General features: G+C 70.1%; 11 protein-coding genes. 6 read left to right on the top strand and 5 right to left on the bottom strand.

Annotated features, from left to right (window positions below; genetic code table 11):
* Positions 1 to 4: 4 nt before the first annotated feature.
* The 4 genes from AB3X52_RS04295 (at position 5) to AB3X52_RS04280 (ending at position 5,197) form a co-directional block, all read left to right on the top strand.
* On the top strand, positions 5 to 484 hold the full coding sequence (locus tag AB3X52_RS04295) for a hypothetical protein (protein ID WP_367991632.1): 480 nt from the start codon (positions 5 to 7) through the stop codon (positions 482 to 484).
* A 69-nt stretch (positions 485 to 553) separates the two neighbouring features.
* On the top strand, positions 554 to 1,045 hold the full coding sequence (locus AB3X52_RS04290) for a MarR family winged helix-turn-helix transcriptional regulator (protein WP_367991630.1): 492 nt from the start codon (positions 554 to 556) through the stop codon (positions 1,043 to 1,045).
* 218 nt (positions 1,046 to 1,263) lie between these two features.
* Complete coding sequence (gene icmF / locus AB3X52_RS04285; protein WP_367991628.1) at positions 1,264 to 4,413, top strand: fused isobutyryl-CoA mutase/GTPase IcmF; 3,150 nt, start codon at positions 1,264 to 1,266, stop codon at positions 4,411 to 4,413.
* Between the two features lie 28 nt (positions 4,414 to 4,441).
* Entirely contained in the window at positions 4,442 to 5,197 is a 756-nt protein-coding gene (locus AB3X52_RS04280; protein ID WP_367991626.1) for a helical backbone metal receptor, read from the top strand.
* A gap of 83 nt (positions 5,198 to 5,280) precedes the next feature.
* Here AB3X52_RS04280 and AB3X52_RS04275 read toward each other — a convergent pair whose 3' ends face one another.
* From AB3X52_RS04275 to AB3X52_RS04255, 5 genes are all read right to left on the bottom strand, one after another.
* Complete coding sequence (locus AB3X52_RS04275) at positions 5,281 to 6,048, bottom strand: enoyl-CoA hydratase-related protein (protein WP_367991624.1); 768 nt, start codon at positions 6,046 to 6,048, stop codon at positions 5,281 to 5,283.
* Between the two features lie 76 nt (positions 6,049 to 6,124).
* Positions 6,125 to 7,525 (bottom strand): ABC transporter substrate-binding protein, encoded by a 1,401-nt coding sequence (locus AB3X52_RS04270; RefSeq protein ID WP_367991622.1) that lies wholly within the window; start codon positions 7,523 to 7,525, stop codon positions 6,125 to 6,127.
* A 38-nt stretch (positions 7,526 to 7,563) separates the two neighbouring features.
* Positions 7,564 to 8,466 (bottom strand): carbohydrate ABC transporter permease, encoded by a 903-nt coding sequence (locus AB3X52_RS04265; protein ID WP_367991620.1) that lies wholly within the window; start codon positions 8,464 to 8,466, stop codon positions 7,564 to 7,566.
* A gap of 79 nt (positions 8,467 to 8,545) precedes the next feature.
* Positions 8,546 to 9,466: a carbohydrate ABC transporter permease gene (locus tag AB3X52_RS04260; RefSeq protein ID WP_367991619.1), complete on the bottom strand. Its 921-nt coding sequence runs from the start codon at positions 9,464 to 9,466 to the stop codon at positions 8,546 to 8,548.
* A gap of 97 nt (positions 9,467 to 9,563) precedes the next feature.
* Positions 9,564 to 10,142, bottom strand: a complete 579-nt coding sequence (locus tag AB3X52_RS04255; RefSeq protein WP_367991618.1) for a dihydrofolate reductase family protein — start codon at positions 10,140 to 10,142, stop codon at positions 9,564 to 9,566.
* Between the two features lie 156 nt (positions 10,143 to 10,298).
* Between AB3X52_RS04255 and galE the strand changes: the two genes are divergently transcribed.
* Both galE and AB3X52_RS04245 read left to right on the top strand, forming a co-directional pair.
* The gene (gene galE / locus AB3X52_RS04250; protein WP_367991616.1) at positions 10,299 to 11,276 is read left to right on the top strand and encodes a UDP-glucose 4-epimerase GalE; all 978 of its coding nucleotides are present in this window, start codon (positions 10,299 to 10,301) and stop codon (positions 11,274 to 11,276) included.
* A gap of 160 nt (positions 11,277 to 11,436) precedes the next feature.
* Entirely contained in the window at positions 11,437 to 12,897 is a 1,461-nt protein-coding gene (locus AB3X52_RS04245) for a sugar transferase (RefSeq protein WP_367991615.1), read from the top strand.
* Positions 12,898 to 12,899 lie beyond the last annotated feature (2 nt).

The raw sequence follows: 12,899 nt of genomic DNA, 5'->3' as shown, positions 1-12,899 counted from the left end.
CGTCATGACCTTCGACGGAATCCCCGCCCACCCGCTCCTGGTGCACGCGGTGGTCGTGCTCCTCCCACTCACGGCGCTCGCGCTCGTGCTCCACACGCTGTGGCCCGCGGCGCGCCGCCGGCTCGGGATCGTCACGCCGCTCGCCGCACTCGCCGTGCTGGTGCTCGTGCCGGTCACGACCCGCGCGGGCGAGGACCTGGCCCGCTCGCTCGGCGCCGAGCAGAGCCCGCTGGTCGAGCGCCACGAGCAGCTGGCCGGGCAGATCCTGCCGTGGGCGGTCGCGCTGTTCGTGGTCGCGGCCGCCCAGTGGTGGTGGGGCGGTCCGGGGCGGGACGTGCTCGTCGGCGCGGACGGGTCGGCCTCCGTCGTACGACGCACGCTCGGGGTCGCGCTCATGGTCGCCGCGCTCGTGGTGGCCGTCGGCGCGACGGTCGTGCTGGTCCGCGCCGGGGACGCGGGCGCCCGCGCCACCTGGGGCGGCTGAGGGCGGTGTGACATCCAGCGTGCGTCCTGGCGCACTCTGGGTGTCACAGGAGCCCCTACTCTGTCCTGCATGGACCCGATCCGCGAGGCACACCGGCAATGGGTCGCCCACGGCTGGACCGACGCCGCCGACGGCATGGCGATGGTGACCTCGGTCGTCCGGGTCCACCAGCTGCTGATGGAGCGGATCGATGCCGTGCTCCGCCCGCTCGACCTCTCCTTCGCCCGCTATGAGGTCCTGCGCGTGCTCGCGTTCACCCGCGCCGGTGCGCTGCCGATGACCCGGCTCGGCTCGCTGCTCCAGGTCCACCCGACCTCCGTAACGAGCGCCGTCGACCGGCTGGAGCGGCAGGGGTACGTCGCCCGCAGCCGTGGCGAGCAGGACCGCCGGGTCGTCCTCGCCACGATCACCGACGCCGGCCGTGAGGCGGTCGAGACCGCCACGGTCGGGCTCAACACCGAGATCTTCGAGAAGCCGGGTCTCCCCGAGCCCGCCCAGGTCGCCACGCTCCGCACGCTGCTCGACGAGCTCCGCTCCTCCGCGGGCGACACCGTCGGCTGACCCGCCTCGGGTCGAGATGTCGGTTTCGGCCCCTCGAGATGTCGGTTTCGGTTGGCCGAAACCGCGGTTGTGGTTGGTGGAGACGGCCACAATCCGCATCTCGACCGACCACAATCCGCATCTCGACCGACCAGAACCGACATCTCGACGGAGGGGGACGCGCGCCCTATGCTGGAGATACTTGGACTTCCTAGTTTCTCGCCTTGGATGGAGGGCCGATGGCCACCCAGGATCTCTATGTCCCGCAGCACCACGTCCGCATCGTCACGGCGAGCAGCCTGTTCGACGGCCATGACGCCTCGATCAACATCATGCGGCGGATCTTCCAGAGCCAGGGCTGCGAGGTCGTCCACCTCGGCCACAACCGGTCGGTCCAGGAGGTGGTCGACGCGGCGGTCGAGGAGGACGCGCACGCGGTCGCGGTGAGCAGCTACCAGGGCGGCCATGTCGAGTACTTCGAATATCTCGTCCAGTCGCTGCGCGAGCGCGGCGCGGACCACGTCAAGGTCGTCGGTGGCGGTGGCGGGGTGATCATCCCCGCTGAGATCGAGCGGCTCGCCAAGTCCGGAGTCCACATCTTCTCCCCCGAGGACGGTCAGCGCCTCGGCCTGGTCGGGATGGTCAACTCGGTCGTCCGTGACATCGACGCCGACCTGTGGGCGCAGCACGCCGTGACCGCCGACGAGGTCCTCGCCGGCGACCGTACGGCGGTCGCCCGCGCCCTCACCGGCGCGGAGCAGGGGCGGCTGCCCGACGACGTACGCGCCCGCCTGACCGACGCCGCCCGCGACGTCCCCGTCCTCGGCATCACCGGCACCGGCGGCTCAGGCAAGTCGTCCCTGACCGACGAGCTCGTACGCCGCCTGCGTACCGACCAGCAGGACAAGCTGCGCGTCGCGGTGATCGCCATCGACCCGACCCGGCGCAAGGGCGGCGGGGCGCTGCTGGGCGACCGGATCCGGATGAACTCCATCGACGGCGATCGGGTCTACTACCGCAGCCTCGCGACCCGGGGCGCCCACGAGGTTCCCGAGCACCTCACCGACGTGCTCACCGTGGTGAAGGCCGCGGGCTTCGACCTGGTCATCGTGGAGACGCCCGGCATCGGGCAGGGCGACGCGGCGATCGTGCCGTTCGTCGACGTGTCGCTCTATGTCATGACGCCGGAGTTCGGGGCCGCCAGCCAGCTGGAGAAGATCGACATGCTCGACTTCGCCGACGTGGTGGCGATCAACAAGTTCGAGCGCCGTGGTGCCGCCGACGCGCTGCGCGACGTGAGCCGCCAGCTGGTGCGCAACCGCGAGGCGTTCGGATCTTCGCCTGAGGAGATGCCCGTTTTCGGGACGTCGGCCGCCACCTTCGATGACGATGGGGTCACCGCGCTCTACCAGCATGTGAGGGGGGTGCTGGCGGAGCGCGGTCTCGGGATCGACGAGGGCGTCCTGCCCGCCGTCTCGGTCAGGCACTCCTCCGGCATCCACCCCGTCGTCCCGCCCGAGCGGGTCCGCTACCTCTCCGAGATCGCCGAGACCGTCCGCGGCTACCACGCCCGCACCGACGAGCTCGCGGTCGCCGCCCGCCGTGCCCAGGCCTTCGAGACCGTGGCCGCGGAGCTCCCCGACTCAGCGTCGGTGACAAAGGCCGCGGCCGAGGCGAAGGCCGCCCTCCCCACCGACCTCGCGGAGCAGCTCGCGACCTGGCCGGAGACGGTGGCGTCGTACGACACCGACACCCAGACCGCCGGCCGGGTGTCGCTGTCGGGCACCAAGATCCCGCGGGTGGCCGTCCCCCGGTTCGACGACCACGGCGAGCTGGTCCGCTTCTTCCGGCGCGAGAACCTGCCCGGCCGCTTCCCCTACACCGCCGGCGTCTTCCCGTTCAAGCGGACCAACGAGGACCCCGCCCGGATGTTCGCCGGCGAGGGCGACCCGTTCCGCACCAACCGCCGCTTCAAGCTCCTCTCCGAAGGCCAGCCCGCCACCCGCCTGTCCACCGCCTTCGACTCGGTCACCCTCTACGGCCGCGACCCCGACGAGCGCCCCGACATCTACGGCAAGGTCGGCACCAGCGGCGTCTCGGTGGCCACCCTGGAGGACATGAAGACGCTCTACGACGGCTTCGACCTGCTCGCCCCCACCACCAGCGTCTCGATGACGATCAACGGGCCCGCGCCGACGATCCTGGCGTTCTTCCTCAACACCGTCATCGACCAGGCCCGCGAACGCGGCCTCGACCCCGCCGAAGCCCTCAAGACCGTGCGCGGCACCGTCCAGGCCGACATCCTCAAGGAGGACCAGGGCCAGAACACCTGCCTGTTCTCCACCGAGTTCTCCCTGCGCTGCATGGCCGACATCCAGGAATGGTTCATCGCCCACGGCGTCCGCAACTTCTACTCCGTCTCGATCTCCGGCTACCACATCGCCGAGGCCGGGGCGAACCCGATCAGCCAGCTCGCCTTCACCCTCGCCAACGGCTTCACCTACGTCGAGTCCTACCTCGCCCGCGGCATGGACATCGACGACTTCGCGCCCAACCTGTCCTTCTTCTTCTCCAACGGCATGGACCCCGAATACTCCGTCATCGGCCGCGTCGCGCGCCGCATCTGGGCGGTCGCCATGAAGGAGAAGTACGGCGCCTCCGACCGCTCCCAGAAGCTGAAGTACCACGTCCAGACCTCCGGCCGCTCCCTGCACGCCCAGGAGATGGACTTCAACGACATCCGCACCACCCTGCAGGCCCTCATCGCGATCTACGACAACGCCCAGAGCCTCCACACCAACGCCTACGACGAAGCCGTCACCACCCCCAGCGAGGAGTCGGTCCGCCGCGCCATGGCCATCCAGCTCATCATCAACAAGGAATGGGGCCTGGCGTTCAACGAGAACCCCCTGCAGGGCTCCTTCATCATCGACGAGCTCACCGACCTCGTCGAACGCGCCGTGCTCGAGGAGTTCGACCGGATCTCCGAGCGCGGCGGCGTCCTGGGCGCCATGGAGACCGGCTACCAGCGCGGCCGCATCCAGGACGAGTCCATGCTCTACGAGCACAAGAAGCACGACGGCTCCCTGCCCATCATCGGCGTCAACACCTTCCGCCGCCCCGAGGTCGCCCACGACGCCGACCCCAACGCCGCCCTCGCGCTCTCCCGCGCCACCGAGGAGGAGAAGACCGGCCAACTGCGCCGAGTCCGCGACTTCCAGGCCGCCCACAGCGACGAAGCCGCCGCAGCCCTCGACCGGCTCAAGAAGGCCGCCACCACCGGCGACAACATCTTCGCCGTCCTCATGGACGCCGCCCGAGTCTGCACCCTCGGCCAGGTCACCGAAGCCTTCTTCGAAGTCGGCGGCGCCTACCGCCGCAACGTCTGAGCTGAATGCTCGCACCGGGGCACCACCGATGACGGACGACCTCGGCATCCCGTACGACGGCCCCCGGCCCGCCCAGCGGGTCGTGTCGCTCGTCCCCTCACTGACGGAGGCGCTCGCCACGGTCGCGGCAGACCGCCTGGTGGGTGTGACGGACTGGTGCACGCATCCCGCCGACCTGGCCGCGCGCGACATCGCGCGGGTCCGCGGCACCAAGAACCCCGACCTCGCCGCGATCCGGGCCCTCGCCCCCGACGTCGTGGTCGCCAACAAGGAGGAGAACCGCGAGCTCGACGTCCGACGGCTCCGCGAGGCCGGCGTGCGGGTGTGGGTCACCGACATCGAGACGGTCCCGGCCGCGGTCGCATCCATGGAGCGGCTCCTCGACGGCCTCGGCTGGGACCGGCCGGACTGGCTCGCCGACGCGCGACGCCAGTGGTGCGGTCCGCTCCCCCGCGTGACCCGACGGGTCGTCGTACCCATCTGGCGGGATCCGTGGATGGTCGTCGGCGCCCGCACCTTCACCGGTGACCTGCTGCGCCGACTCGGCTGGGAGAACGTCTATGCCGACCGCGTGCGCAACCCCGACGGCGCGCGCTATCCCCGTGTCCCGCTCGAGGAGCTCGACGCGGCCGGCGCCGACGTCGTACTGCTCCCGGACGAGCCCTACCGCTTCACCGCGACCGACGGTCCCGAGGCCTTCACCCGGACCCCCACCGAGCTGATCAGTGGACGGCTGATCACGTGGTACGGCCCGAGCCTCCTCGAGGCGGCAGCGCTGAGGTAGTCCGGGACGTTCGAGTCCGTTACTGAGGAGTAGACCGACCGGAACGTCCCGGATTACCCAGCCCCAGCACCAACCGACGGCACTCAGCGAAACGCGGGCTTCTCCTTGGCGAGGAACGCGCGGACGCCCTCGGTGAAGTCCGGACCGGTGTAGACATCGCGCAGCAGCTCCTCGTCGCCCTCGGGAGCGGCCTCAAGGGCCGCGGAGCGCGCGGCGAGCTGGGACTTCGCCGCCCCGATCGTGACGCGCGAGAGCGGGAGGATGCCGTCCACGAGCGCCGCGACCTCCTCGTCGAGCGCCGCCGTGTCCGCGGCGACCGCCGTGAGCGCGCCGACGGCGTAGGCCCGGTCGGCGCCGACCAGCCGCGCGGCGAGCAGCATCTCGCGGGTGAGCGGCTCGCCGAAGACGCCGGCGCAGCGATAGACGATGGGCGCGGCGAGCGCGTTGCCGAGCGTCTTGGCGATCGGGTAGCCGAAGCGCGAGTGCGCCGTCGCGACCCGCAGATCGCAGTGGGTCGCGACCGCCAGCCCGCCGCCGACGCAGACACCGTCGACGGCGGCGATGGTGACCTGCGGGAGCGCGTAGAGCTTCTGCAGCAGCTCGCGGATCCAGTCCTCGTAGGCGACCGCGTCCTGCGAGAGGAAGTCGGAGATCTCGTTGCCGGCGGCGAACGCGCGCCCGCCGGCCCCCTGCAGGACGAGCACCCGGGTCGACTCGTCCGCGGCGAGCTCGTCGCAGAGGTCGTGGAGGGCGGCGTACATCGCCTGGGTGAAGGCGTTGTGGCGGTGCGGCCGCTCGAACGTCACGCGTACGACGCCGGCCCGGCGCTCGATTCGAAGCTCGTCAGTCACGTGTGCTGACCCTAGAGCACCCCCGGCCGAGACGACCGGGGGTGCTCACGCGGACATGCGGAGGCGAGGCGCGCGATCAGATGTTCGGCTTCACCTTGTCGTTGTAGATCCCCTCGAGGGTGGTCTTGAGCTTGCCGAGCTCGGCCGCGACGTCCTTGTGCTGGTTGAGGATCCGATCGCAGGTCGCCGCCATCTGCTCGTCGGCCCCCGGCAGGAACACCCGGGCGTAGTCCTGCGACCGGGTCGCGGCGAGCTGGTCGATCGAGGTCTTCGCCTGCGGCGTCTTCTTGATGATCTGCGACGGGTCGGCGTCCTTGCGGACGGGCATGTAGCCGGTCGCCTGGGCGAACTTGAGCGTGTTCTCCGGGGTGGTGAGGAACTTGATGAAGGTCGCGGCCGCGAGCTGGTTCTCGACCGGGATGTCCTTCATGATCGCGACACCCGAGCCGCCGGTCGGGCAGACCGGCTGGTCGGCGCCACCCTTGGCCTGCGGGCCGCCGGGGAGGAAGCCGACGCCGATCTCGAACCCCTTCGCGAGGCTCAGCGCGGTGGCGAGGCTGCCGGTGGAGCCGACGGTCGCCGAGGCCACGCCGGCGGCGAGGTCCTGGATCGAGTCGGTGCCGGCCACGGCCGCCCACTTGTGCTTGTAGCGCATGTCGGCGAGGAACTGGATCGCGGCGACGGACTCGTCGGCGTCGCAGGTGATCTCGAAGCTGTCCTTCTTCGACCAGCCGCCACCCCAGCCCCAGAGGTTGTTCTGGAACGACCAGCCGGCGTAGCCGGCGAGCGCGGGGAGCTGGAAGGCGTTCTTGCCCGTGGCCTCCTTCAGCTTCGGCGCCCACTCGGCGAACTCGTCCCACGTGGCGGGTGCCTTCTCCGGGTCGAGCCCGGCCTTGTCGAAGTGGTCCTTGTTCCAGTAGAAGACCGGCGTCGAGCGCGCCCACGGCACGGCCCAGCTGGCCTTGTTGTAGACGTAGTCGCCCAGCAGCGAGTCGACGTACTGGTCGGTCTCGAAGCCGACCGCGTCGAAGGCCGAGTCCAGCGGGATGATCTGGTCGTTCATCATGTACTGGAACCACCACACGTCGGACAGGTTGACGATGTCCGGGAGCTTCCCGCCGCGCGAGACGGTGGCGAGCTTGTGGGCCAGCTCCTCATAGTCCGCCCCGGCCGTCACCAGCTTGACGGTGATGTCGGGGTTCTCCTGCTGGAACGCCTTGATGATCTGGTGGGTCACCGGGCCGGACTCGCCGGGGTTGGTCGTCCAGAAGGTGATCTCCTTCGCGGGCTTCACGCCGTCGAAGTCGACCTGCGTGACCTTGCCGGCGGTGTTGCCACCGCCGCTGGTGCTCGGTCCGCCCCCGCAGGCGGACAGTGCTGCCGCCGTGATCCCGAGGCCGGCCAGACCGAGGAACCGACGCCGGTCGAAACTCGGGCGCCCGAGTGGGCCCGCCCCCTGCGGCAGATGAAGCGTCATTGCTCGTGTCCTTCCGTGGGTGATCGAATCCGACAGGATCAGCCTTTGACCCCGCCCTGGGTGAAGCCGTTGACGATGTGACGCTGCAGGACGGCGAAGACGAGCAGCACCGGGACCAGCACCATCACGGTGCCGGCCATGATCGGACCGACCGTCGCCGCCAGGTTGTCGCTGTTGCGCAGCAGGGTGATGCCGCGCGCGAGGGTCATCATGTTCGGGTCGTTGGTGATGACCAGCGGCCAGAGGTAGTCGTTCCACTCATAGACCACGTTGACGAGCGCGACCGTGGCGATGCTGGGGGCCGCCATGGGGATGACGTGGTGCCACAGGCGGCGCCAGTGCCCCGCGCCGTCGAGCTCGGCGGCCTCGAGCACCTCCAGCGGAAGCTGCATGAAGGCCTGCCGCAGCAAGAAGGTCCCGAATCCCGTGCCGAGCCCCGGCAGGATCAGCCCCCAGTAGGTGTCGCTCCCGCCCATCCCCGAGATGAGCACGTAGTTGGGCAGCACCGTCACCTGGGGCGGCACCATGAGCGTCGCGAGGATGGCCCAGAAGATGAGCTTCTTGCCGGGGAACTCGCAGAAGACCAGCCCGTACGCCGTCATCACGGCCAGCACCACCTTGAGACCGGCGCCGACGACCGTGACGATCGTGGAGTTGAGGAAGAACCGGCCGAACGGCAGCTCGTTGAGCGCCTTGGTGTAGTTGTCAGTGCCCCATCGGTCCGGGAACAGCGTGAACTGGTGGCTCGCGAGGTCCGAGGGCGACTTGAACGACGAGAAGCCCAGATAGACCAGCGGCAGCAGCACGACCAGCACCGCCACCAGCAGGGTCAGGTAGTCGCGGAGCACCAGCAGGCTCAGGCCACGCCGGAGCCGGTTCCGGGGAGGACGCGGCGGCTTCGCCGCCGCCACGGGCGGCTCGGCGAGGGTCGGGGCGCTCATCGGGGCGCTCATCGGGGTCCCCGATCGATTGTTGGCCGGGGGAGCGAAGCGGAGGAGGTCAAGAATCGAGTGGGGTGGTTCATCGGTAGTGGACCTTCCGCTCGAGGAAGACCAGCTGGAAGAGCGTGAGGACCGCCAGCAGGCCGAACAGGACCGTCGACATCGTCGCGGACATCCCCGCGTCCCCGTCATAGAAGCCGGTCAGGTAGGCATCGAAGATCAGCGTCTTGGCGCCGTGGCCGAGCTTGTCGAGGCCGATCAGCAGGTCGAACGCCTGCAGGGAGTTCAGCATCACGGTCACGAGCAGGAAGAACGTCGTCGGCGAGAGCAGCGGGAACGTCACGGAGAAGAACCGGCGGATCGCGCTGGCACCGTCGAGCTCGGCGGCCTCCAGGATGTCGGTGGGCACTGCCTGCAGACCGGCCAGATAGATCACCGCGGCGTAGCCGAGGTTCTTCCAGACGTAGACGATGATGACCATCACGAGCGTGAGCCGCGGGTTGTTGATCCAGTCCGGGCTCGTGAGGTGGATGCTGCGCAGGATCGCGCCGAGCGCCCCGATGTTGGGGTCGAAGATGTAGAGCCACAGCAGCGCGACGGCGAAGCCGGAGAGGACGTACGGCGCGAACACCGTCGCCTGGGCGAACCCGACCCCGGGAAGCTTGCGGTTCAGCGCCACGGCCACCAGGAGACCGAGCGCGAGGGAGAGACCGACCGTCGCGACGGTGAAGATCGCCGTCGTGAGCAGGACGTGGCCGGCCTCACCGCTGCGGAAGAACTCGCGATAGTTCCCGAGCCCGACCTTGGTCGCGAAGTCGGAGCTGATGTCCCACTTCAACGTCGAGTAGTAGACGTTGACGATCAGCGGCCGGTAGGTGAAGACCGCGATCAAGGCGACGTTCGGCCCGACGAACGCCAGGAACAGCAGCGCCTCCTTGAGGCTGAACCGGCGACGTCGCCGTGGCGCGCTCAGCGCTTGCGTCACACCCGTACCACTCACGGTCGGGGAGTCAAGCGCCGTCACGGTCGGGGAGTCAAGCGAGGTTGTCTTGACCAACAGGGCTGCTCGGGTGAACGGGACCCGCCCACTGGGCGAATCACTTCCGAACCAGCCATCGGGCCAGGAGCGTGCCATCGGCCTCGATCAGCGCCGCCAGCTCGAGGCCGACGTCGAGCTGGTCACCGACGACCATCCGACGCCCCTCCCCCGCGATGAGGCACGGGACGACGGTCGAGCAGAGCTCGTCCACCAGGCCGGCGCGGAGCAGGTCGCCGAGCAGCCGCGGCCCGCCCTCGCAGACGATGTGGTGGAACCCCTCGGCGTGGAGGCCGGCGATCGTCCGGCGCAGGTCGTCCGTGTCGCCGCCGTGCGCCAGCCGCACCGAGCCCTCGGGTGCGTCCGCCATCGTCTCGGGCAGCGCCCCGCTGCGGCTGACGACCACGATCGGGGTCGCGGCGGGCCCGTAGCCCTCGGCGCGCGCCGTCCCGGCGCCGACCAGGATCGCGTCGGCGGTGTCGCGGAGCCGATGGAAGATCTCCTTGTCGACCGCGTTGTTGATCGTCCCGCTGCGCCCGTCGGCGCCCTGCGCCGAGCCGTCCACCGTCGTGACCATGTTGGCCCGCAGCCACGGCCCCTCCGGCCACGCATACGAGCCGTCGCCGACCAGCGTCCTCATCGCATCCACCCGTCACCTCGCACTCACGTCGCGCTCGCGCCGCAGCCCATCCGCGTCCTCCCCGAAAGTAGCGCCCCGCAGGCCGCCGCCGTGTGACCCTCACGGTGCGCCATGGCGCACGCTGGGTGTCACACCGCTCCCGATAGGGTCACTCGCATGAGTTGGCTGGTGACGGGTGGTGCGGGCTACATCGGGGCCCACGTGGTGCAGGCGCTGATCGACGCCGACCTGACCCCGGTGGTGATCGACGACCTCTCGTCCGGGATCCGCCGGTTCGTGCCGGAGGAGGTGGCGTTCGTCGAGGCGAGCATCCTCGACCGCGCCGCCATCGAGGGCGTTCTCGCCGAGCACGACGTCGAGGGCGTCATCCACCTCGCCGGTTTCAAGTACGCCGGCGTGAGCGTCTCCCGGCCGCTGCACACCTACGCCGCCAACGTCACCGGCACGGCCAACCTGCTGGAGGCCATGGTCGACGCCGGTGTGGACAAGCTCGTCTTCAGCAGCAGCGCGGCGACGTACGGCACGCCCGACGTCGACCTCGTCACGGAGGAGACCGAGACCCACCCGGAGAGCCCGTACGGCGAGTCGAAGCTGATCGGCGAGTGGCTGATCTCCGACGTCGCGACCGCGCACGGCCTCGCCCACACCAGCCTGCGCTACTTCAACGTCGTCGGCTCCGGGCGGCCGGACCTGTTCGACTCGAGCCCTCACAACCTCTTCCCGCTGGTCTTCGACGCCCTCGCCCACGGCCGCACGCCGCAGATCAACGGCGACGACTACCCGACGCCGGACGGCACCTGCGTGCGCGACTACGTCCACGTGGCGGACCTCGCCCACTCCCACGTCGTCGCCGCCCGGGCGCTCGCGGCGGGCCACGGCCTCGAGCGGGTCTACAACCTCGGCTCCGGCGAGGGCTCCAGCGTCCGGCAGATCATGGACACGATCCGCGAGGTGACCGAGATCGACTTCGAGCCGGTGGTCAAGCCGCGCCGGCCCGGCGACCCGGCCCGGATCGTCGCCGCGGGCGACCTCGCCCGCCGCGACCTGGAGTGGGAGATGCGCCACGACCTGCGCAGCATGGTCGCCACCGCCTGGGCGGCCCGGCAGGCCGCCGGGGCGGACTATCCCGCCTGAGGCCCGACTGGTCTAGATGACCAGACCGATCGGTCCCAATTCCGGAGAAACCCCGCGCGGAGGCTTGATTTTTACCTAACGTGAGCCATGCCGGACAGAGGGGTTCGGCCTCAGGTTCCGACTTCGTCGGACGTGGACTTCGTTCCTAAGGGCTCACTGCATGACGGTCTTGTCAGAGCGGCTCGAGCGGCCGGTTTCGACCAGCCCCAGCCGCGCGGTTCGTTACGTTCCGCTGAGCGCCTTCGTCATCGACCTCGCGGTCATGGTCGCGGCGTGCCTGCTCGCGGTCCTGGGTCGCCACCACCTCCCCATCTTCCGCAGCGCCACCGACGTGTCCTCGAGCGTCACGACGGTCGGCCCCCTCCTGGTCGTCTGCTGGGTGGCGCTGCTGTGGGCCCTCGGCGCCTACCGCAGCGACGTGTTCGGCGCCGGCGCGGACGAGTTCAAGCGGGTCTTCCACGCCAGCATGTATGCCGCCGGCTTCGTCGGCGTCGGCTGCTACCTCGCGAAGTTCTCGCTCTCCCGCGGCTTCTTCGCGCTCGCCTTCGTCGTCGGCCTCCCGGCCCTCTTCGCCGGCCGCGTCGTGCTGCGCCGCCTCCTCCACCAGGCCCGCGCCCGCGGCGTCCTGCAGGAGCGGGTCCTCATCGTCGGCGGCCCCAAGCAGGTCGACGACATCGCGGCCGTCGTACGCCGCGAGCGGTGGGTCGGCTACAGCATCGTCGGTGCCGTCGTCCCGACCGGCTTCGAGGCCTCCGAGACCCCGTCCGGCGTCCCCGTACTGGCCCGCGCCCAGGACATCAGCGCCCTGCCCGAGTGGTGCACCGACACCGACGTCGTCTTCGTGGCCGGCGGCCTGCCGTACTCCTCCACCGAGCTGCGTCAGCTGCTCTGGGACCTCGAGCAGCACGATGTCCAGCTCGTCGTCGCCCCCGCCGTCACCGACGTCTCCGGCGACCGCGTCCGGGTCCGCCCGGTCGGCGGCCTCCCGCTCGTCCACCTCGAGGGACCGCGCTGGGCGAAGGCGACCCGCTGGGCGAAGCGCTCCTTCGACATCGTCGGCTCCGGCCTGATCCTGCTCGCCGCGTTCCCCCTGATCGCCTACGCCGCGCTCCGCGTGAAGTTGTACGACGGCGGCCCGGTCTTCTTCCGCCAGACTCGCGTGGGGAGGGACGGCCAGGAGTTCGGCTGCTTCAAGTTCCGCACCATGGTGGTCAACGCCGAAGCGCTCGTCGCCAGCCTTCAGCAGGAGCAGGGCACCAGCGCGCTGCTCTTCAAGATGAAGGACGACCCACGCATCACCCGGCCCGGCAAGTGGCTGCGCCGCTTCTCGATCGACGAGCTGCCGCAGCTCTTCAACGTGCTCCTCGGCGACATGAGCCTGGTCGGCCCGCGTCCCCAGGTGCCGGCCGAGGTGGCTCTCTACGACGACGTCCTCCACCGCCGCCTGCGGGTCCGCCCCGGGATGACCGGCCTGTGGCAGGTCTCGGGTCGCAACGACCTCTCCGTCGAGGACTCGGTTCGGCTCGACCTCTACTACGTCGACAACTGGTCGATGCTCCAGGACCTCTCGATCCTCGGCCGCACGGTCGGCGCGGTGCTCGGCAGCCGCGGCGCCTACTGACC

It is taken from the genome of Nocardioides eburneus, assembly GCF_040838215.1.
GTDB lineage: Bacteria > Actinomycetota > Actinomycetes > Propionibacteriales > Nocardioidaceae > Nocardioides > Nocardioides eburneus.
The sequence above is the reverse complement of the archived record's forward strand: the minus strand, read 5'-3'. Positions and strand labels throughout refer to the sequence as shown.

Excerpts from the sequence above, each read along its gene's own strand:
- AB3X52_RS04290 (WP_367991630.1), top strand. The coding sequence starts at position 554 with ATGGACCCGATCCGCGAGGCACACCGGCAATGGGTCGCCCACGGCTGG.
- AB3X52_RS04295 (WP_367991632.1), top strand. The coding sequence starts at position 5 with ATGACCTTCGACGGAATCCCCGCCCACCCGCTCCTGGTGCACGCGGTG.
- icmF (WP_367991628.1), top strand. The coding sequence starts at position 1,264 with ATGGCCACCCAGGATCTCTATGTCCCGCAGCACCACGTCCGCATCGTC.
- AB3X52_RS04265 (WP_367991620.1), bottom strand. The coding sequence starts at position 8,466 with ATGAGCGCCCCGACCCTCGCCGAGCCGCCCGTGGCGGCGGCGAAGCCG.
- galE (WP_367991616.1), top strand. The coding sequence starts at position 10,299 with ATGAGTTGGCTGGTGACGGGTGGTGCGGGCTACATCGGGGCCCACGTG.
- AB3X52_RS04280 (WP_367991626.1), top strand. The coding sequence starts at position 4,442 with ATGACGGACGACCTCGGCATCCCGTACGACGGCCCCCGGCCCGCCCAG.
- AB3X52_RS04245 (WP_367991615.1), top strand. The coding sequence starts at position 11,437 with ATGACGGTCTTGTCAGAGCGGCTCGAGCGGCCGGTTTCGACCAGCCCC.
- AB3X52_RS04255 (WP_367991618.1), bottom strand. The coding sequence starts at position 10,142 with ATGAGGACGCTGGTCGGCGACGGCTCGTATGCGTGGCCGGAGGGGCCG.
- AB3X52_RS04270 (WP_367991622.1), bottom strand. The coding sequence starts at position 7,525 with ATGACGCTTCATCTGCCGCAGGGGGCGGGCCCACTCGGGCGCCCGAGT.